This is a genomic window from Saccharolobus solfataricus (assembly GCF_900079115.1).
GTDB classification, from domain to species: Archaea; Thermoproteota; Thermoprotei_A; order Sulfolobales; family Sulfolobaceae; genus Saccharolobus; species Saccharolobus solfataricus.
Genome location: NZ_LT549890.1, coordinates 1,886,646 through 1,907,509, shown reverse-complemented (window position 1 = coordinate 1,907,509; position 20,864 = coordinate 1,886,646). Strand labels below are relative to the sequence as shown.

At 36.5% G+C, this 20,864-nt stretch carries 18 protein-coding genes, 3 pseudogenes and 1 CRISPR repeat array (1 of these 22 only partly in view); of the genes and pseudogenes, 4 read left to right on the top strand and 17 right to left on the bottom strand.

Annotated features, from left to right (window positions below; genetic code table 11):
* Nucleotides 1-36: 36 nt before the first annotated feature.
* The gene (locus SSOP1_RS10240) at nucleotides 37-741 is read right to left on the bottom strand and encodes a 1,2-phenylacetyl-CoA epoxidase subunit PaaC (protein WP_010923727.1); all 705 of its coding nucleotides are present in this window, start codon (nucleotides 739-741) and stop codon (nucleotides 37-39) included.
* Between the two features lie 101 nt (nucleotides 742-842).
* On the opposite strand from SSOP1_RS10240, the gene SSOP1_RS10235 reads away from it, so the two are divergent.
* The 3 genes from SSOP1_RS10235 to SSOP1_RS10225 all read left to right on the top strand — a co-directional run bounded on the left by SSOP1_RS10235 (nucleotide 843) and on the right by SSOP1_RS10225 (nucleotide 3,698).
* A complete protein-coding gene (locus tag SSOP1_RS10235) occupies nucleotides 843-1,613 on the top strand; it encodes a 1,2-phenylacetyl-CoA epoxidase subunit PaaC (protein WP_010923726.1) in 771 nt (256 codons plus the stop codon).
* Nucleotides 1,614-1,622: 9 nt separating this feature from the next.
* Nucleotides 1,623-2,426, top strand: coding sequence for an enoyl-CoA hydratase/isomerase family protein (locus tag SSOP1_RS10230; protein WP_012713327.1), 804 nt, complete (start codon nucleotides 1,623-1,625; stop codon nucleotides 2,424-2,426).
* Nucleotides 2,427-2,540: 114 nt separating this feature from the next.
* On the top strand, nucleotides 2,541-3,698 hold the full coding sequence (locus tag SSOP1_RS10225) for a peptidase U32 family protein (protein WP_009989050.1): 1,158 nt from the start codon (nucleotides 2,541-2,543) through the stop codon (nucleotides 3,696-3,698).
* A 14-nt stretch (nucleotides 3,699-3,712) separates the two neighbouring features.
* On the opposite strand, the gene SSOP1_RS10220 is transcribed toward SSOP1_RS10225, so the two are convergent.
* The 9 genes and pseudogenes from SSOP1_RS10220 to SSOP1_RS16555 all read right to left on the bottom strand — a co-directional run bounded on the left by SSOP1_RS10220 (nucleotide 3,713) and on the right by SSOP1_RS16555 (nucleotide 11,743).
* A complete protein-coding gene (locus SSOP1_RS10220) occupies nucleotides 3,713-3,955 on the bottom strand; it encodes a sulfurtransferase TusA family protein (RefSeq protein ID WP_009989047.1) in 243 nt (80 codons plus the stop codon).
* A gap of 307 nt (nucleotides 3,956-4,262) precedes the next feature.
* Nucleotides 4,263-4,991 (bottom strand): annotated as a pseudogene (locus SSOP1_RS10215) (hypothetical protein).
* Nucleotides 4,984-5,889 carry a nitric oxide response protein gene (locus tag SSOP1_RS10210; RefSeq protein WP_173645080.1) on the bottom strand — a complete coding sequence of 302 codons (906 nt, stop codon included), beginning with the start codon at nucleotides 5,887-5,889 and terminating at the stop codon, nucleotides 4,984-4,986. The pseudogene SSOP1_RS10215 and the gene SSOP1_RS10210 overlap by 8 nt, the downstream one beginning before the upstream one ends.
* Nucleotides 5,890-6,228: 339 nt before the next feature.
* On the bottom strand, nucleotides 6,229-6,600 hold the full coding sequence (locus SSOP1_RS10205; RefSeq protein ID WP_010923722.1) for a PaREP1 family protein: 372 nt from the start codon (nucleotides 6,598-6,600) through the stop codon (nucleotides 6,229-6,231).
* Nucleotides 6,557-6,934, bottom strand: coding sequence for a PaREP1 family protein (locus tag SSOP1_RS10200; protein WP_048050306.1), 378 nt, complete (start codon nucleotides 6,932-6,934; stop codon nucleotides 6,557-6,559). Before SSOP1_RS10200 ends, SSOP1_RS10205 begins: the two co-directional genes overlap by 44 nt.
* A gap of 54 nt (nucleotides 6,935-6,988) precedes the next feature.
* Nucleotides 6,989-7,114, bottom strand: a pseudogene (locus SSOP1_RS17720) (transposase); the annotation flags it as partial.
* Between the two features lie 122 nt (nucleotides 7,115-7,236).
* Complete coding sequence (locus SSOP1_RS10190) at nucleotides 7,237-8,769, bottom strand: hydantoinase B/oxoprolinase family protein (RefSeq protein WP_010923720.1); 1,533 nt, start codon at nucleotides 8,767-8,769, stop codon at nucleotides 7,237-7,239.
* Entirely contained in the window at nucleotides 8,766-10,700 is a 1,935-nt protein-coding gene (locus tag SSOP1_RS10185; RefSeq protein WP_010923719.1) for a hydantoinase/oxoprolinase family protein, read from the bottom strand. Before SSOP1_RS10185 ends, SSOP1_RS10190 begins: the two co-directional genes overlap by 4 nt.
* An 83-nt stretch (nucleotides 10,701-10,783) precedes the next feature.
* Nucleotides 10,784-11,743 (bottom strand): annotated as a pseudogene (locus SSOP1_RS16555) (IS630 family transposase).
* An 8-nt stretch (nucleotides 11,744-11,751) separates the two neighbouring features.
* Between SSOP1_RS16555 and SSOP1_RS10170 the strand changes: the two are divergent.
* Entirely contained in the window at nucleotides 11,752-12,078 is a 327-nt protein-coding gene (locus tag SSOP1_RS10170; protein ID WP_009992201.1) for a hypothetical protein, read from the top strand.
* A gap of 211 nt (nucleotides 12,079-12,289) precedes the next feature.
* Here the strand turns inward: SSOP1_RS10170 and cas6 are convergent, their stop codons facing one another.
* The 7 genes from cas6 to csa5 are packed head-to-tail and all read right to left on the bottom strand — an operon-like array spanning nucleotide 12,290 to nucleotide 18,471.
* Entirely contained in the window at nucleotides 12,290-13,159 is an 870-nt protein-coding gene (gene cas6, locus SSOP1_RS10165; RefSeq protein WP_009992200.1) for a CRISPR-associated endoribonuclease Cas6, read from the bottom strand.
* Nucleotides 13,159-14,196, bottom strand: coding sequence for a type I-A CRISPR-associated protein CsaX (gene csaX / locus SSOP1_RS10160; RefSeq protein WP_009992199.1), 1,038 nt, complete (start codon nucleotides 14,194-14,196; stop codon nucleotides 13,159-13,161). The genes cas6 and csaX overlap by 1 nt, the downstream gene beginning before the upstream one ends.
* Nucleotides 14,177-14,896, bottom strand: coding sequence for a CRISPR-associated endonuclease Cas3'' (locus SSOP1_RS10155; RefSeq protein ID WP_010923717.1), 720 nt, complete (start codon nucleotides 14,894-14,896; stop codon nucleotides 14,177-14,179). The genes csaX and SSOP1_RS10155 overlap by 20 nt, the downstream gene beginning before the upstream one ends.
* A complete protein-coding gene (gene cas3 / locus SSOP1_RS10150; protein WP_009991629.1) occupies nucleotides 14,893-16,398 on the bottom strand; it encodes a CRISPR-associated helicase Cas3' in 1,506 nt (501 codons plus the stop codon). Before cas3 ends, SSOP1_RS10155 begins: the two co-directional genes overlap by 4 nt.
* Entirely contained in the window at nucleotides 16,382-17,104 is a 723-nt protein-coding gene (cas5a, locus tag SSOP1_RS10145; protein ID WP_009991627.1) for a type I-A CRISPR-associated protein Cas5a, read from the bottom strand. The genes cas3 and cas5a overlap by 17 nt, the downstream gene beginning before the upstream one ends.
* A 15-nt stretch (nucleotides 17,105-17,119) precedes the next feature.
* Nucleotides 17,120-18,085 carry a type I-A CRISPR-associated protein Cas7/Csa2 gene (gene cas7a / locus SSOP1_RS10140; RefSeq protein ID WP_009991625.1) on the bottom strand — a complete coding sequence of 322 codons (966 nt, stop codon included), beginning with the start codon at nucleotides 18,083-18,085 and terminating at the stop codon, nucleotides 17,120-17,122.
* Complete coding sequence (csa5, locus tag SSOP1_RS10135; RefSeq protein WP_010923715.1) at nucleotides 18,082-18,471, bottom strand: type I-A CRISPR-associated protein Csa5; 390 nt, start codon at nucleotides 18,469-18,471, stop codon at nucleotides 18,082-18,084. Before csa5 ends, cas7a begins: the two co-directional genes overlap by 4 nt.
* 23 nt (nucleotides 18,472-18,494) lie before the next feature.
* A CRISPR array of direct repeats spans nucleotides 18,495-20,864; the repeat unit is 24 nt; unit sequence GCTAATCTACTATAGAATTGAAAG (it continues 1,860 nt past the right edge of the window).

The window sequence follows — 20,864 nt, the reverse complement described above, 5'->3', positions numbered from 1 at the left end:
TTACGCTGTTAATCTAGTACGTTAAAATCTCGCAATTTATTTTAGTACAATATTATAGTGGAGATTTTTATCGTAGTTTACTTCAACAAATCCAAAATTCCTCATCTCATCATTAGTCGATCTTACGTAGTCTTCAATGAGTTTATCACTTATCAATTCGGAAACGTTAAGGTCTCTAAGATGAACCTCATTTAGGGATTTCACTTTATATAGCATCTCTAAGGCTCTAGGGAACCAGAAGTTGAGCGCAGCTTGTAACCTATTCTTATTCTGATAGGCCTTCAATACGTTTTTAGAGAAAAATAAATGGCTCTCTTCCTCCTTAATCATGCTAGAGGCCAAATTGGCTAATGGTTCAAATGAACAATCCTTAATTACTCTCAACTGATATAACCCAGCTCTATCTACTAGAAATACAAACGCTATGACATCTTCCCAGTTAAATAGAGGCATATTAGATATATCCAACATATGGATTCCCAATCTAGCTTCTTCAATTTTAACTACTCTATCCTTAACGTTAAACTCTTCCAGTAATCTCACTAGTTGCCAACCATGATTCAGCTCATCTGAAACTAGCTTAGCCGTAAATAATCTATCATCTACTGTTGGCGCGTTAACTAGCCAGGGTGAAATTTGTTCTACCATGCCTAATTCGAAGTCTGCCCTTAACACTATTATCTCTATTAAGGTGTTTTTTAGATCTTGTGACAGTTCCCTTACACTGTTAAATTTTTGCATAGTAACTCATTAAGTATCTATTTTTTAGAAACTTTTATGCTTTTCGCTTTTTTCTTTCTACGTACAGAAAACGTTATATACTTTTAAGTACAATTGGTATAATGATGGTAGTTGTGGAATACAAAAAGCCTAAAAGAGTCGTTGGATGGGGAGAGTATAAGGGATTAAGAAAGTTTGAGTCAATATATGATCTTCCACCAGAAGCAGTTGAAGTCTTATTTAAGCTATTGTCAGTTCAAGGGGATACAGAATTTGCGTCAATAGAGCAGCATATGCCTTGGTTAATTCATGCACCAAAACTATCTGATAGGGTAACTATCTCGAGAATTATGGTAGATGAGATGAGGCACGGATGGCAAGTAATTCAGATATTAAAGGAATTCGGTGAGGAGGGAAAGAAAATAGCTGAAGATCTACTATCTAGGCGAATGGGTAGACATAAGCTCGACGCATTTAATATTCCATTCAATATGTGGGAAGATACCTTAGGCTTCACCTTTTTAATAGATAGAGTAGGAATGTTCCAGCTATTAGCCTTTGAGGATTCTAGTTTTGGTCCCTTATCTAGGATAATACCCACCATGATGATGGAGGAGGAATTTCATATCAACTTTGGATATACTGGTATTAAGAAGCTAGTTGAGGAAGGCAAGAGGGATTTAGCGCAGGCATTAATAAATAAGTGGTTCCCTAGAGGCTTGGACATGTTTGGCCACTCTAAGTCGATTACAATAGATTTGGCATACAAGTATGGGATAAAGAAAATGAGGAATGATGAAATGAGACAGTTATACATTAAGGATATTAAAGAACTAATTACTCCTCTAGGTTTAGAGTTACCAGATATAAATAGGAATAGAAGGGTATATTAGGTGAGACTGATGGGCTTAAGTGAGTTAAATCCAAAGTACTTCAAAATAGAAGTCGAAGACGGAGTAGGAATTATTAAATTAAATAGATCTCCAGCAAACGCACATAATCTTGAGATGTTGAGGGAATTAGATAATATAATAGTTGAATCGAGATTCGACCAAAACGTTAAAGCCATACTCATAACTAGTAATATTCCTAGGTTCTTCTCTGCAGGATTTGATATAAATGAAATAAAGGATAAGTCCCCCGAGTATATTGGATTATCGAGTCAGTTTAGTAAGGAGGTTATGCTTAGGATGATGTCCACTAAGAAACTAATAATTGCTAGCATAAACGGGCATTGTATGGGAGGTGGGTTAGAACTTGCGTTGGCGAGTGATTTAAGATTTGGAGCTAACGATGAAAATATAAAATTTGGTATGCCAGAAGTAGCCAATTTGGCCCTAATACCAGGGGAGGGTGGAACACAGTTTTTAGCTAGGTTAGTGGGTAGATCTAAGGCAATATACTTAATAGTAACCGGAAAGACGCTCTCTCCTAAAGAGGCCTATGAACTCGGAATATTGGACAGATTAATAGAACCCGAAAAACTATTTGAAGAGTCCTTTGAATTTGCAAGACAAGTGGCTAAAGGTCCATCATTAGCTGTAGGATTTACGAAATTAGCGGTAAACGAAGGAATGGATTTACCTTGGTATAATGCGTTTGCCCTAGAAAGGGAAATGCAAAACCAAGCGTTAGCGTCAGAAGACGCTAAGGAGGGAGCTAGGGCGTTCTTTGAAAAAAGGAGACCAGTATTTAAAGGGAAATAACGACCGCTGGATGTGAAGTTCCTAAATAACTTTTTCCTAATAAACCCCGTTAAACTATTTCCCACATGTTTTTCCTTAGCCAATCTTATTTAAATGGAAAAAGTCTGATATCATATGAAGCTGGTAGTTGCTACAAATTTCGATGATTCCCTATTGGAAGAATTAAAAAAGTATCCAGAGGTTAAATACATTTTTGGAAGTTTTAAGAGGACAATAACTGGACACGGTAGGGCTGGTTTTATCATACCCGATATTAAGGAAGAACAGTTCAAGAATCACATTAGTATAGCACATTCTTATGGCATAAAATTTCTTTACACAATGAATACTAACACATTATTAGGCAAGGAATATGACGCAGAATTTATTGGTAAAGTAATGAAAGAGATCGACAAGTTAGTAAGTCTAGGAGTTGATGGTTTCATAATAGCAGTACCCTTTCTTATTAGGCTAATAAGAAGTGAATACCCTGACTTAGAAGTATCAGCCTCATCGTTTTCTAGAATTCACAATGTGAGGGAAGTTGAGGAGTATGCGAATTTAGGTGTAAACACTATTATTATGCATGAGGATGCAAATAGGGATTTCAAATTATTAAAGGAGATTGCTTCATTATCTAAAACTAATAAATTCGACGTGGAGTTAATACTCAACAATTCTTGTCTTTACGGTTGCCCGTTTAGGCTTACACATGACGGAATTTCATCAATTACTTCTATGGTAAACGGAGTAAATGACGTTTGGTTTGAGTATCCTATATTATTATGTGCAACTGATGTCTTAAACGATCCAGTAAATTTGATAAGGAGTAGGTGGATTAGGCCAGAGGATATAAAATACTACGAGGAGATAGGGATAAATAGGTTTAAGATCGCTGGGAGAAATAAAAAGACAGAATGGATATTGAACGTGGTTAAGGCTTTTACCGAGAGAATGTATGAAGGAGATCTCTTAGATCTTGTTAGCTACCCTCAAGGGAGAGCGGCAACAAAGGCTATTCAGATGGTTAATGGGCCATCATCCTATTCTGTACTAACTAAAGTGAAGATAGACAATACAAAGTTCCCTGAGGGATGGATAAAGTTCTTCCTTACCAACGATTGCGATACGAGAAGTTGCAAGGAATGTAAATATTGTGATATCATAGCTGAAAGAGTAATTACAATAGATGGAGAACCATTTAAGACTGACAAATGGAATATAAGGCAATCCTATCCTATCAATTTAATACCGAAATTTAAAGAAAATGGTATAAAAAAAGGAAATCAATAATTACTTACTCCTAATTATTTCATTCTTTTAATTAATATCCTTGTTACTCCTCCTTGTTGTTGTATGTCAACTACTTGGTTTCCGGTTCTCCTAGCCCACGCTTCAATGTCAGGTTTCGCAGCAGGATCAGTTGCAAGTATTTCCAAAACCTCACCAACATTTATTTGCTTAATTGCCTTTGCAGTTTCTAAAACTGGGCCGGGGCAATACATCCCCCTAGCATCTAACGTCTTTGCAATCCTAACCTCTTGAGACATAATATAAGATTCTCCTTATGGTTTATAAAACTTCTTATATATGCAAATTTTTTTAATTTAGTACCTCTTATCCCATTAATCGAGTTATTTCTTACTTTCTCTGAATATATTTAGTGTCGATTGTATTTATAAGTCATGCAATTTTTCTAATAGACTAGTACTCTGATATTTATAATTGGCTTTAACTTAGGCTCAGGTTAGAGACCCAGAAGGTAGAATGCTTAGTCATTTAACTTAGGGAAAAGTTGGGGGAAAAAGGTAACAACAGCGAAAGTTTTGCTCAGATCAAATACTTCCCTTATAGAAACTAGATGGTGAGAAATATTCTTGATAAAGTATAAGTTATCATTAACAACACTACAAAGAGTATATCCTTCTTTGATCCTCTCCTGCCTAATTCCCTTATTTCCTTAGGAGATTTCAGCTTTTCTCCCGGTATTAGGTATCTAGTTGACGGCTCAATTAACGTTATTAGAGTGATTGGGTTCTTTAAACTCAGCACTATTAGTAGAACTAATGAGATAACCCAACTTATCTGTACAACCCTCCTATCTAGTTTCCTATACGGTATCTTATATTCCACGTATAATGCGCCAGTAAAAATGTAGAGAAGCTAGTATATTGATGGTATAAGGAAGAGAGGGTTATTAATGAATAATCCCCATACAATCGATATAGATGCTTCAAATGCAGTACCTATTACGTTCCCCCACATGGTGTATTTTGTAAGATATAATGTCAATGTGAGTAACATTAGCACTAACGGTATCGAAACGTAGACTATCCTTATCTCGTTATAAGGGAGAAATACATAAGGGATAATCGGAGGTTTCATTACCAGAATGTCCTTATATCCTATCTTTAAGGACATAATTTTAGGTTGTAAATATTCCATTATAGGTAAAGTGTAAGCTATTATTGGAATAAGTACCAATGCCTTTACTAAATTAACACTGAGGAACGGTAGTAGAGCAACTACATAAGTGAGTACTCCTAGGAAATATAACGCATGATTTCTAACTTTACCTCTATTCATTTAGCCTCACCACTTGTTTAAGTGTTAATACAAAAAATGAAAGTATTCCAATTCCTTGTAATGGAGAGGCCAATAAAAGAATTGGTATTGATAATCCGAAATTGTACAAGAACCTCATTGTTAAACCAACATTTAACAAGATAAATGGAATATATGAAGGTTTTACGTGTATCCTTCTATTGAAGGCATTGACAAACAAATCCATCATTACTACATCAACTCCAAATACTGTGTTGAAGAGAAAACCCACTGCTATTGCGTGAATGTATATATCATAACTGAAAACTAATATTGACGCAATCAAAAGATATATCCAAGCAATGCCCAAGTGGAGAATCGGATACCTCCTTCCCTTAAATCTGTATAACCCAGAAGCGTGAAACGATAAAATCCACGCTAAAATCATTAAAATACTACCATTAGGGTAAATTCCCATCCCAATAGCTAATAGTATGAAAGCCAATACGTTTTCCCAATGTCTAGCAATTTTTACTCCAGTTACAAGGGCGATATCTCTATCCATCACTGCCAAAATCATGCTAGCAGGGAATATTAGGTTTATGTAAGGTATTGTACATCCCAATCCAAGTTGGAACGCTACTATAGCAGATGATATCATGATAGAGTAAAATAGTAACCAATTGTAGGTTGTAGGTGACAAGCCTATTTTTGATACACCTAAGTATTCCTTTGAATGATAAAGGAGGATTCCCATACTAAGTAGGATAGAAATAAGTCCCAATTGTTGACTAAGGAAAAGGAATGAAATTGAACCTAAGATGGCAGACGATAAATAAACTGCTATTAGCCTATTATCAGTAGTTTTTCCACTCCATTCGACACTTAATGCTACCAATACTTCGTTTCCTATTAAAGCACCAAAAAAGCCATATATCATTATAAACCTCTGATTCACAATAAAAATTTTGAATAAGGTTAAAATTACAGCACCATACTTTAATAACTGATAAATCTTGTGGTGAATTGAAAATAAAATTATACTTTATATAATTTATACTGAATTAACAAAATTGTTATCCACACTCCCTTTGGAAGAGATAAATTTTTAATAAAATATCTAAAAATAATTATTTCATATAATATATAGATAAATTATGAGTAAACACTTAAAGAACAATTCAAAAGCAGTTTATTCTTACTAGTAATATTTTATGTTTAGTATTATCAAGTATAGAAGAAAGGTTAAGGAAAAAAGCTATAATTAGGAGTAAAATCCTTAACTATTAATGGCAAATATAACTAGTTTCTTAACATCTTCCTTAAGTTTTTTAACTTCCTTCTCGTTTAAACTAAGCTCATGGAATCCTTCCACATGAAGAGTCCATGCGCTTTTCCATAGAATTAGTATTTCAAGATTATTACTTCGTAATAATTTGGAAGCTTTAAACAAGTTTTCGCTTTCCCATCTTCCCTTGCTCTCAACATCATTTATTATTTCTTTTAGGTTATTTTCTATAACAAGAAGCTTTATAGCCTCCTCAGCAGCCTTATAATACTTCTCACAAGCTTGAACAAGATCACCCTTAGATAAAAACTCCTCAGCCTCATTTAAGAACTTTAATGCTAAATCTTTGCTTGGCCTCCTCAATTAGCGTCTTAATGTCTTTCTTATAATTCTCTATTAAATCTTTATCCATAAATTTCCTTGCAGTAAAAAGTGTTACCGCTGATGCCCACATGTCTATTATATTATCTCCAAGCTTATAAGACAGTTCAGTTACCGCATCATTTAATGTCTTAGAATCCCACCCGTGCTCTTCTGCCTCATTTATTATTTCTTTTAGGTTATTTTCTATAACAAGAAGCTTTATAGCCTCCTCAGCAGCCTTATAATACTTCTCACAAGCTTGAACAAGATCACCCTTAGATAAAAACTCCTCCGCTTCCTCGTAATATATTTCTGCACTAGTACTTATACTCATTACAATAAACATTATAAAACACACTTTTAACTTTTTCTGACAAAGAATGACAAGCCTCACCCAGACGGGGTTTGTGTATTTTCTTAACTCTGGGAATTTCTTCAAGACTTGTCTGGCTGATTTCCCCTTGAAGTAGTTTGCTAGGTACGATGGTGAGTATCTGGGTGGGCAGTTTACGAAGCATAGTAAAATTATGAAAGAAAATTAACTTTTCTAATTTTATAGCCATAAACTGTTACTTACATGCCTCTTATAATTTAAAATGTTTAGCTAAAATTGAATGAAAAAAGAGTAATAGATCACTATTTCTCGCTTCCATATCCTCCTCCCCCTGGGGTTTCAATTATTACCTCATCTCCCGGATTTAAAATAGTGGAGAACTTACTGGGCATTTCCTCTACAACATTACCCTTTCTGATAATTGTAACCCTCCCTGGCTTTCCGTTCTCTCCTCCCTTTAATCCCCAAGGTGGAACCTTAAATCTTTCAGCCATTATTGAGAGCTTAGTTTTCTCTAAAACCTTAAATGCTCTTATTATTCCATCTCCTCCCCTATACATACCCTTTCCTCCGCTTCCTTCTCTTATTCTATATGTAGTGAAAAGTATTGGATAATGCCTTTCAGCTATTTCTATGGGAGTATTTAACGTATTCGTCATATTTACATGAACCCCAGACACTCCATCCTTATTTGGTCTTCCCCCCATACCTCCCCCTATAGTCTCATAGTAAGCCCAATATTTTCCCTTATAAGTGCCCCCCATCATTACGTTCATCATGGTACCAGAGCTTGCAGCTGGTACTGGAATTGAGTGTGAAAACGCTTTAAATGTGACATCTGCAATCCTCTGTGAAGTTTCAACGTTTCCTCCTCCGACTGCTGCAGGCTTTAATGGATTAACTATAGTACCCTCTGGTGCTATTACCTTAATTACGCTATAAAACCCCTCATTAGTAGGAATGTCCTTCCCTATTAAAGACCTAACCACAAAACTCACTGCAGAAAAAGTAACACCGTATACTGCGTTAAATGGAGCTTCAACTTGATTATCAGTTCCATTAAAGTCTGCAATTATTCCCTTATCACTAATAGTTATTTTAACCCTTATTCTCTTTAAAGTATCCAATTCTAAGTAATCCTCATCCTCAAATGAACCCTCATTCCATTTAGAAATTTCAGAAAGAGCTAAGGATCTTCCGTATTCAATTGATTTTGCCCAGGAAGATAAAACTCTATCTAAGCCGTATTTATCTATTAGCTGCTTTACTCTCAATACACCGTTTAAGTTAGCTGAGATCTGAGCATTTAAATCACCTAAGGATACTTCTGGAACCTTAAAGTTCTCTCTAATAATCTCAACTATCTCCTCGTTTAGCTTACCCTTCTTAATTATCTTTACTGGAGGTATTACAAGTCCCTCCTCATATATTGTAGTGGCATAAGGGTTTAAACTCCCTGGAGAAGGTCCTCCTACGTCTACATGATGAGCTTTATTAACAACGTATCCTATGAGTTTACCGTTATAATAAATAGGGGCTAACAGCATTACGTCATTTAAGTGAGTACCAGAAATGTAAGGGTCATTTAATATAACCATATCGCCCTCTTCTAAATTAACGATTTTCAGAGTATTCTTAACTCCTACACTGAAGGAACCTAGATGAACGGGTATATGCTCAGCCTGAGCTATGATATTTCCCTCAGCGTCTAAAATGGCACAACTGTGGTCCATTCTCTCCCTAATATTAGGTGACATCGCCGATCTCTTTAACATAACTCCCATTTCTTCTGCAATAAATTCAAAAGCCTTATGAATTATTTCCCAACTCGTCATTCTCTCACCATTATAATTGAATCATCTACTAAAGCCTTCCAACCTGGCTTGACCACGATAGTAGAGCTATACTCCTCAATAATTGCCGGACCCCTTATTTCAAATCCCTTAGGTAACTTCTCCCTAACGTAGACCTCTGTATTAACCCAATCATCTTCTATTAGAACCTTTCTAATTTCCTTAGGTTTGTTTTCGTTCCCAAATGTAGGTGATATTTTTGGCGTAACTCTCCTTCTAATTGCGAACACCCTTATAGTAACTATCTCTATTTCCCTATCACTCATAACGAAACCATATGTAGCTAAATGTTTATCCTCGAACACCTTTCTAATTTCATTAACGTTTTCTGGAACCTGAATTGTCAGTTCCCATCCCTGCCCCTTATATCTAACATCGGCATATCTAATGAAGTAATCAACCTTTTTGAGCCTTTCAATTAATTTATTTTCTAACTCCTTGAAGTCCCTCTCTAAGTCTTTAGGGTAAGATTTCCTAGCCTCAAAACGCCAGTCAGCAAGTAAAAGTCCTAATGCACTAAACAGTCCAGGATAAGGTGGAATTATTACCCTTTTTATACCTATCTCATCGGCTAAATATAACGCATGTTGAGGACCAGCCCCTCCAAAAGCTATAAGAGAGAAATTTGACGGATCTAAGCCCCTCTCAACAGTAACTAACCTTATAGCCCTAGCCATTTCTAAATTGACTAAATCTAACGCGACTTTACTTACCTCATATGGATCACCTAGTCTAGATAAGCCCTCTAAGGCCTTCTCTTTATAAAGTTTCATGTTTCCTCCTAATAATTCCTCTCCAAGTCTACCTAAGACTAAATTAGCATCAGTTATCGTTGGTTTATTTCCCCCTTTGTTATAACATATCGGTCCGGGATCTGCACCAGCACTTATCGGTCCCACCCTTAAAGCGTTAGCCTCATCTCTCCATATAATCGTACCTCCTCCAGCTGAAACTTCTGCTAAGTCCACAAAGGGAAACCTTATCGGGTACCCGCTACCCTTAACCACTCTACCGTGATGAACCTCTCCTCCTACTTCATACTCAGAAGTTATCTCGAATTTGCCGTTTATTACGACTCCCGCTTTTGCTGTAGTCCCTCCCATATCAAAACTTATTAAGTTCTCCTCGGGAAGGAAACTGGCTGACGCTATCACTCCAGCTGCAGGACCAGATTCTATTAATTGGACGGACTTATTTAAAGCCTCATTAATATCTACTAGCCCTCCAGAGCTTGACATTATATAAAAATTATCAGTCGGTAAAGAAGACTGGATATTTTCAAGATAAGAGGAGACTATTGGCATTAAAGCTGCATTAATTACCGTGGTAGAAGTTCTTTCGTACTCTCGTGGTTCTGGAGCTACTTCTGAGGATATTGAGATATACTTAAAATATTTCTTTAAGACCTCCTTAGTCTTTAATTCATTATGTGGATTAATATAAGAGTGTAAATAACTCACTGCTACGGCTTCGGCTTTTATCTTGCTTACCTTTTCCTCTACCTCTATCTCATCTACCTCTTTTAAAATTTCACCATCTGCATTAACTCTCTCATCTACCTCTATTCTTAACTCTCTGGGGACTATTTGTTTAGGTTTTTCGAAATACAGATCATACAATCTAGGCCTATTTTGTCTCCCTATTTCTATTACATCTCTAAAACCTTTAGTAGTAAGAAGAGCAGTTCTGGGAATGTTAAGATTCTCCTGCCCTAATAAAGCGTTTGTAGCTAATGTCGTGGCATGCACTACCTCCTCTACCTCGCAGTTTAAGCCTTTTATTACATTTTGTATTACCTCACCAGGATTTCTGGGATTAGTTAAAAATTTTATCGTACTAACTTCACCTACCTCGGAGAGTATTATGAAATCAGTAAAAGTTCCTCCAATATCGATTGCAACCTTACACTTCACACTTCATACTCACGATATTAGTATTAATGTTTTTCGGGGAACTTACATCACTAGTATTTCCTATATAGAACGCCGGAAAGTCTTTAGACCTCAATTTTATCTAATCCTAAGTATTTTATTGCCTTAAGATTAAACTTATACTTATTTTCCTCAAAGAACTGTTTAATACAATTTACAACCTCATCTATCGAGTGAAATACTTTATTACTTATGTATATCTTGAAGGGCTTGAAGACCGCCTCTGCCATATTAAGCTAAAGCGAATAGGGAGGAGTAAATATGGGATGAATGCCCTTCCTGCGACAAACCTCAAGCCTAGTCTTGTGAGGAGAATAATTATCCATAACCATGTAGACCCTCCCATTACCATCTTAAAGTACCTCAAGAAGTACTTCAAAGACTCAGAATTAGTCCTCCTAAGAATACCAACAACCACTTCACCAGTCCACGCGTTTATAGCGAGAAAAACGTGAAGTGAAGAAAAACCCATATTAACGTGCATTACTGGCTTACTATAAATCTTAGCCAAAACCTTCCTAATTGCCGTACTAATGACTATCCTACTCTCGTCTAGAAAGAAGAGAGCCTCTCCTTCCAATTTTAAAGTCGTCCCACATGTCCTTTTTTGCTTGAACGTTAGTAGGCCTAGGTTTTACCAAGTTATATCCTAGTTCGTGAACTAGCTCGTATAGCCTGGATTTCTTGTATTCTATTCCTTGTTCTTGTAATGCTATCTTGAATGTTCTCATTGTCCAGTACTCTTCTTGTATTCCATATTTTTGCGGCTGGTCTTCTAGAATTTGTTTTATTTTTCCTTTTTCAGCTTTTCTCGGTCTTCCCGATCTGGGCTTGTCTCTTAGTCCATTAAGACCTTCTTTCTTGTACTTGCCAACCCACAATTTTATTGTGGAATAACCCTTGTTCAGCATTTTCGAAACTTTCTTCTCCGATTTACCGTCAACTAAGTGCAACTTTACTGAGAGAATTCTCTCCTTAATCCTAGCGTCCTTCTCTTCCTCATAAGCTTGAACCAAATCTTGTATAATTCAATTTGGAAATACTAGTCTATAAACTTTTTGGAAATACTAACACAACTGCTAGAATAGTAGTTGAAATTAGAGTTTATGACATACCCGTATTAACTGGTAACTCACTAAAGCATTGGCATTCAGTCTATCTTGCTGAAGTCTATATAACATTAGGTGGTAAACATGCTAATGAATTATGTAAAGCTGGAATTGGACTCAGAGGATATAAACTAGAATCAACATTAGATGATACAAAGGCTGCAACATCAGAGAATGAAGCGATTGAAAACGTATGTAATGATATACACGGTTTTCTAATTACCATTAAAGGGCAAGGTAAAATTGGGTAATGATAACGTGTGAACTAATAACTTATGAGTAGACTTATGCTGACCTACTTTATGGATTTCTTCAATTTTTATCAAAGCTAACGTTAAGCTTACTTTTAAATCAACGCTTGATTTTGAATTTAAGAAAGATTGATGAGCTTAACATCTTAGAAAATTGAATTAGTCCACAAAGCAATGCTGACCTTAACCTTTAAAGTCTGAGGAAGTATATTTAACCCTCTTTTTCCTCTATTTTCCTAAACTCCAATCTTATCTCACCAAACCCAATACCCCTACTTCTTCCTATACCCAAGTAAGAAGATGTTAACAAATAATTCAAAGCTCTCCTCTTCAACCTCTCATCTGGAATGTCGAACTCAATCCAACCCATAACACCCCTCGCTTTTCTTAAATTTCCCTTACTATCCTCACCAATGGCAACGGTAACTGGATGTAAATCATAACCTATAATTCTAGATAAGGCATTAGAAAGAATGCCAAATTTAAACGCTCTGACCTCAACTTCCTTCTTCCCAATCAAATTGCAATATACATTATAAGCGTAAGCAACAATTAAGCCAACTGATGGCAAAGTTGAGTAACCCGCATGGATTTTCTTATACCTTTCAGAAAGGGAAGGAGGAAGTAAAACCTTAGACGAAAGCAATGTAGGGGAAACAAACCTCACTCTTATATTATCGTTCATGTGCTTTTCAACCTCTTCCTTTAGCTTCTCAACTTCCACTATTTCTATACTCTCAATCATTATGTGAAATTTGCCATAAACAGTTTCGAAGATACCCTCATCTGCAACTTCAGACAAAACGTTAGCTTGTGTAGAAAAGGCTATTATTGAGGAAAGCCTGCTTCCCTTGGTTATAGTCTTCAAGTTTCCATTAGTCTGGAAAATCCTCCTCTGGTTGAAACCGAGATGGGATATAAAAATTGGTTTGTATTTATCCCTTGATGTAATTAAGTCCTTTAACGAAGGGATTAATTTTCCACTCTGTATTAAGTATTTTAACACCTTAGATGATGGAGTAGGCAAAATAACGTCTTGTAGAGGGATAACGTTATACCCTATCTTAAAAATTAATGGCACTATCCTTCTCCTCTTATTAACTCTCCATTAACATATGTTGAAATTAACTTAAGATCTCTAACCCTTTCCTCATCGGAGTTTAAGTTCATAATTAAGTCCCTATTGGCGAAATATAGCAAGTCCTCGAGCCTTTTAGATCCAGTCAAGTACTCATAAATGTAATTTGCTAAAACGATGTATCTTTCTCTCATATTACTACTTATACTTAATGCATTCCTAGCTATTGCCTCTAACCTTTCACTCAATAGATCCCTCTTTTCCAATAATTTAGTCAAGTCTATGGAGAAGCCTCCATTTATTGTGGTGGGGTTCTGCCCAGCAGCATCAGAAATGGTATAAATTCTCATCACACTAACGTTGGGATTAGTAACACTACTTACCACCTTTCTAGCTATCCAAAGCCCAAAGGCAGTCTCTGGCTTTATACCGGGTATAATTCCGTTAACGTTTTGAATCAAACTGTAGAGAATACCCCTCGTTGGAGTAAACACGTTTACTCCTACGTAGTCACCCTCACTAACCATAGCCTTTCCTAGTCTAGTTAAAACCCACCCAGCAGCAGCTATAATTAGGTAATGTGGCTCTACTTCCAGTTTCACCCTTCTAGTTCTCTCCACCATTCCCGGTGATCTTCCAAACTCATAAAACTCAGGCTTTACAAAGGATGGCGCACTTACTTCCTCACACTCCTTCACTTGTGAGAAGTTCTTAAAGACCTCAGATAGAGCTACAGTCGTGGGGAAATTATAACATTTTAACGTCTCTGTCCAAGGGTTCTTGTCATTTCCGCTTAAAGGTAAAATTACGTTTGACGTAGTGGTCTCCCCTTCCTCTCCCTTTTTCTTTTTTGCCTTGCCTCTCCTCTCCGCTGCCGCATCCTCATTATTTTTAGCTATCTTATAAGCTAAGTTCAGTACATTTCTTAACTCGTCATCGTCTATTTCCACTTTATTATTGTATATAGATGAATTCTCTGCTTCCGTTGCGACCTGAATTATGTAATTATCTCCAAATATATTATAGAGTGGAACCTCCATTTAACTCACCCTCCAATATACGAACAAATCCGGTTTTACTTCCATTATTTCGAACTAAACTACTATCTAAATTATCCCCCAACATTATTGGGGCTAAAAAAAGATTATACAACTTTAAATATTTATCACTCTTCTTAGAAAACGCATACAGCATATCATGGTAGTCATCAAAAGTGTAATCCCTAACTTTTAAGCTCTTGGAAATCACACCTCTTAGGTTTTGCAACATAATACTCCCGTACTTATTAAGCTTTATCATCCTTTCATCAAAATTGTCTGGAAACTTATTCACTAGATAATCAGATATCACCCTAATTGCGTTCAAGTGATTTAGAACAGCTAAAGTCAACAAAGACTTAACCTCCTCAGCTTTCTCGACGTCAATAGGTTCATAATCATAATAGAAAAATAGAGCCGAACCGAGTTCATGATATATGAAAGAGAAGTTACTCTTTAGAGGATTACAATTATCGTCGAACTGATTCTGGTAATACTCGCCGGCTTTTCCCATATCGTGAAGGACAACGACGTCCTTAACCATTTCCTTAACACCGTTTAGATCAAGAACTATTCCATATCTCTCCAATCTTCTCGAGATAATCTTATAATAAGACTCACTTATTTTACCATCTAAAACCCTATAAGAACCAATAGCGTGATCAATTAAACCTTGTTTCTCATAAGCGCAAGGCTTGATCAATACACACCACCTATTTCACTATTATAATCTTGAATCCTAACTCCTAAAATATCATTCTTCAACATTTCCAATTGAAGGCATTTCTTGTTATATAATTTAACATTACCATTCCCAACAAACGCAGAACTTCCCTTACTCTCTATTATTTTAATTGCCTCCTCCTCAGTTAAGGGTATAGCATCATTAACGTCATTACTGTTTGGCGGAAATCCCAATATGATACTTGCATTCCTAGTAATAGAACAAATCTTCTCGTATATCGACTTCACCTTTTTAGAGTCCACGAAAACGGAGTTATCTATTACAGATAGATCCTTAGCCAGAATCGAATCAATCACCTCTGTGTAATCCCTTTCAATGAGTAAGTTCTCATCAATAGTCTTTAGTTCCCTTACCCTTTCCACAGTCTCCTTAACCTCCCTCTCATCATAAACCTTTCCACTAAACGGGAAAATGTAAACCTCGCCCTCTAATTTCCCTCTTCCTCCCTTCCCATACCTCGCAACCCTACCAGCCCTTTGAATTAGATTATGAGAGGGAGAAGCTTCAGTTATTAAAACGTCAAAAGAAGTATCAATACCGGCCTCTATAACTTGAGTTGAAACTACCAGCTTTGCCTCGTTTATCTTGTTCACTTTATCTATCCTATCCTTTTTACTGAACTTACTGTGAATTAGAATAGGAGATAACCCCCTTCCCTTTAACTTCTTATAGGCTTCAATTGCCCCCATTCTCGTATTGTAAACCAAAAGAACCCTCTTACCCTCTTTTACCTTTTCCTCAGTAATGGAAATCTCATCATTCTCCAATACGTTAACGTATATCTTTCTATCAATTTTAAAATCATCCGCGTTAACTACCTTTACATTCTTACCCAGCTTGTTCATCAAAACCCTCTCCAACCCCTTATCTATTGTAGCTGAAGTAACTACTATCGGAACACCCGCATCCCTCAAAACTTCTAAAGCGGCAAGTCCAGCTCCTAAACTCTTACCATCCTCTCCCAATAAGTGAAATTCATCAAATATTACAATACTACTATATATTAACGCCCTAGGGAACTCATAATGAGAACCGTAATTTTTAAAAATTAACTTAAAATCAACAGTAGGTAATTTAAACAAATTGAGAATGAAGGTATCTAGAGTCGTAACGTTAACTTTCTTCATGAAAAAAGGGGAATCTTGATAATCCATGTCTTGGGCACCAATATTCTTAGTGTAAATTACCCCTCTATCAGCGTAATTTTTCAGCTTTAGATACAAATCTTGCACAATAGCCCTATACGGCAATACGTGAATAACCCTACTACCTAGGTCAATATCACTACTAACGGCATTAGCTAAAATCATAGTTAACGTTGTTTTACCGTAACCAGTGGGAGCCTTAAGTATAACGCTATGCCCGTTTTCCAAATTTAGTAAAGTCTCTTCAATACCCTTCCTTTCCTCAAAGCCATGACGAGTTATGAAATCGTTATAGAAATCAGCTAAAGACAACATATTCTCCACCAACCTCATATGCTTCCTTAGCCTCAACTTCAACCTCCTTACTAGCTAAGGGATAGGTAGCCACCGGCAAGATGTACCTTATTGGTCCTCCCTCCTTTCCCCATATATACCCGTTCTCTTCCCAAAAAGTAACATATTCCAAAAACTCCTTCTTACCTACTACCTTTACAGTATCTCTAAAATAATATCTAGTTTTCATCCTACCTGAAACCTTCTTAGCCTCCCCAATTTCAACGTTCTCCACACTTACCAAACACTCCTTACCTCCTATCCTAGTTATACTCCAGCTGAGTTTTTCCAGCTCTTCCTTGCTCATGGAATCAGTTACGTAGACGACAACTAACGTACCGTTAGGCATATACACTTTACCAGTAGGGATCACTCCGTAAATATATCTCGGATTATCCCTCCTATCCTTACGTTGGAAATAAGATATAACGTTTCTAACAATATCCTCAGTGTAAGCTCCCTCAGACTCTAATCTAGCAGTAGCCATAACGTTCCTAAAATTATACGCCGGACTACCGTAAATCTTGCCTAAATTAGTATTATCAATCCCCCTAAATTTACCGTAGGATAAAGCTCCAATCAATGTAGTAGGAGGTGGTAAATAGAACCCTGACTTTGCCTTAGCTGCTGAGGGCTTAACTACGGAAAAACCCCAATGAAGTTTTAAAAAAACCTTAGAGTAGATCAAATCTCCCCTGCCTCACTACTTTTCCTTTAATTTAGCTACCAAATCCTCAACACTTGACAGTACTGTAGCTCCTTCACCCACTTCTATACCCTCATTGTTAATCACATAGACCTTAGCTACATTTCCGTTCAACACACTTTTAGCCTTCTCTAACCTCATAACAGTGGTCTTAATGTAACTATCGTCATGCCCAGGTTCCGGTATGAATGGGAAATCAGTCTTCACCACTACTAAAGACATCAACTTCATGGATGGTAAGAACCTAGACCTCTTCCCTCCGAAATTACCCGCTAGCAAAGAGTAAAGGGCTTTAATTGCAGAGTCAACCCTTCGAGCCTTTTGCCTCTCTAACTCCTCTTCGCCTTTAACCTTTTCCCCCACAGTAGATGGAACTGCTATCAAATCTTCGTCAAGTTCAAACGAAAACGTGTAGAGAGCAGAGGACACTTCCACGTTGAAGATAGCTTGAGAACCTTTAACAGGCTTATTTGAGAATCTCACGTGAAATTGCGCTTCTAGTTGTGCAGGTATTTCGTCTCCCCTTAAAGCCGGTATCATATAACCTAACTTTATCCTTGATGTTCTTCTCACCGGAGCACTTCCAGCGTACATGAAACCTCCAACATCAGCAATGACGTCCTTAAGCATCACCTCTACCTCGAACCTCCTCGCATCATTATAATCCTTGGGTTCCTTTATCCCTTCAATCTTTAACGCCTCATCGGTTGAGAACTTTATGAACTCGTATTGAGAAGATAAATTACCTACAGGCAATCCCTCTTTTTTAGCTATATCCACTAGGCTTGCTTGATAGGCATGAGCTAAGGCTTCTCCGGAAATCACTGGAACATATCTCACTAAATAACCGGTTGAAGTCTTTAACACAACTGGAGCGGTTCTGTGCTTGGTTAAGTTCCCTATACTCTCAACACCATTCAGCGACTCCAGATTTACTAAAAATCTACCTGAACCGCCTATCATTTCTTTTCACCACCTTGTTCACTCTTACTAACTAACTTAGTCCTATTTGCTATACTCATGGCTAACGCACCAGCCTTCCTAGCATAATACACATCTTCCTCAATCATCCTAAGAAAATATTCTATATCTTGGTTAGTCGGTAGATAACCCACTACCGTGTACTTCCCCTCACTTGAAGACACGTTAACAGCGGGATATTCCTTTCCTTGAATCATAGTTGTCGTGCTCACTATCTCACCCCTATCAATACCCATCTGTACAATCCTTTGAACATCATATAGAACCTTAGTCACAGCCTCTTTGGATAAGGCATTAGCAAACCTATCCACTAGTGTTGGAGACTCGCTATAGAGGAAGCCCACAGCCAACAAGTTGGCTACCCTCACTATGATACCCTCCTTCTCTTCTTGCTAATCTACTATAGAATTGAAAGAATAAACCCATTCTTCTTCGCCCGTTAGTATTCTAACACTGCCGCTAATCTACTATAGAATTGAAAGACAGGGATGCGGGTTTAACGCCCCCAGAATGGATTGACCTTGCTAATCTACTATAGAATTGAAAGATTCTAATAAATCAATTAAAGTTAAGACAAAAAACGTGGGCTAATCTACTATAGAATTGAAAGATTCATATTGGAAATGGAGTTGAAATGTGCATAAATGATGCTAATCTACTATAGAATTGAAAGGTACCATCTATAATCTCAATTTACCGCAGAAATAAGATTACGCTAATCTACTATAGAATTGAAAGATTTCGAAAAATGCAAAAATAAAAAAATTATTGACAAAAATAGGCTAATCTACTATAGAATTGAAAGCTACACCGATTCCGATACCCATTATAACGCCGATAACTAACATGCTAATCTACTATAGAATTGAAAGTCCTTTCGTTGTCTGCTTTTCTGTTACTATACACCAATCTGCTAATCTACTATAGAATTGAAAGACGGAGCAAGCGTCACCGAGACACCTCGGTTAAAGCGAGGGCTAATCTACTATAGAATTGAAAGATATAAACTATATAATTACTAAGATTTTGTAAAATTATTCTTACGCTAATCTACTATAGAATTGAAAGCAAAGGTGAGCTGAATGGCTAAGAAGACAGAAGTAGAGCTAATCTACTATAGAATTGAAAGGGACGGCCTCTTAGAAATACTACTGCTTCACCGACAGACAAGCTAATCTACTATAGAATTGAAAGCCAAATAATAATTGGAGCGGTGCAAAAAATTCAAAATTCCAGCTAATCTACTATAGAATTGAAAGAAATACTGAACGGTGGAATAAGTGTCACTGACCCCCATAGCTAATCTACTATAGAATTGAAAGTATGGCAAATAGGACAGATCTTAGTATGCTCAGCGTAACGGATGGCTAATCTACTATAGAATTGAAAGTGTACTCCACCATCTTCTGCAGCTTCCTGAAGGGTAAGGGCTAATCTACTATAGAATTGAAAGACAGTATTGGACGCCGTAACGAATATTATCACCGGTTCACCAAGCTAATCTACTATAGAATTGAAAGTATTCATAATTTATTATATTTATTCGTTTCGTTATTTGTGCTAATCTACTATAGAATTGAAAGCTTTTCGTTAGCGTGGGGATTCGAAATGTTTATTAACTCTGCTAATCTACTATAGAATTGAAAGCTTCAAACGCTACCTCGACAGTCCTACAGCCTACAGCACGCTAATCTACTATAGAATTGAAAGTAAATTTAACTTCATATATTCAAGGTTTTACGATTTTGGAGGGCTGCTAATCTACTATAGAATTGAAAGAATTTCATTGTACTATCACCTCATCCTTATTTATCATTATTTGCTAATCTACTATAGAATTGAAAGTGATTGAATGATGTTAGGAGTAAAAATAGATGTTCCGTTCAGCTAATCTACTATAGAATTGAAAGAGTTTTTCATCTAAAAGTTTTAGTCCATTTTCAACATCATGCTAATCTACTATAGAATTGAAAGAAAACTTGGACAAGTTTCTCACACTGTTCATCACTGATTATTCTGCTAATCTACTATAGAATTGAAAGACTTCACTTACTGCATACTCATGTTCAGTGTTATAATCGTCAGCTAATCTACTATAGAATTGAAAGGCAATTCCGTTAGGAGTTATAATTTTACTTGTTAGTTTAGCTAATCTACTATAGAATTGAAAGATTATGATATTTAAAATTCTTTCTGTGTCACGGGGATTATAAGCTAATCTACTATAGAATTGAAAGTATTAAAAGAATGATGAATAAGTTATAATTCTTTTTTTATGCTAATCTACTATAGAATTGAAAGTAGGTTTTGTGAAAGTGACAAATGCCCATGGAAGGGACAAGCTAATCTACTATAGAATTGAAAGTTTTCCTCCATCTTTATCATTCTTCCTCGCCCTCCTGCAGCTAATCTACTATAGAATTGAAAGACAACGCGATGTAGAGCGTTAGGAAAGCAACAGTGTAGCTAATCTACTATAGAATTGAAAGATGAACTGTTTTGCAATGAACGTGTATGAGAGTTTGTACAAGAGCTAATCTACTATAGAATTGAAAGATTGGTACATTCTCTATATATAACATATGATCTATTGTATACATGCTAATCTACTATAGAATTGAAAGAATTGGCGAAATTGTTGTATTCTGAAAAGTCATAGTTAAAGCTAATCTACTATAGAATTGAAAGGCAATGATATCCCCGACCCACCTGTTGCAATTGCTGGATATCCGCTAATCTACTATAGAATTGAAAGGTCTTG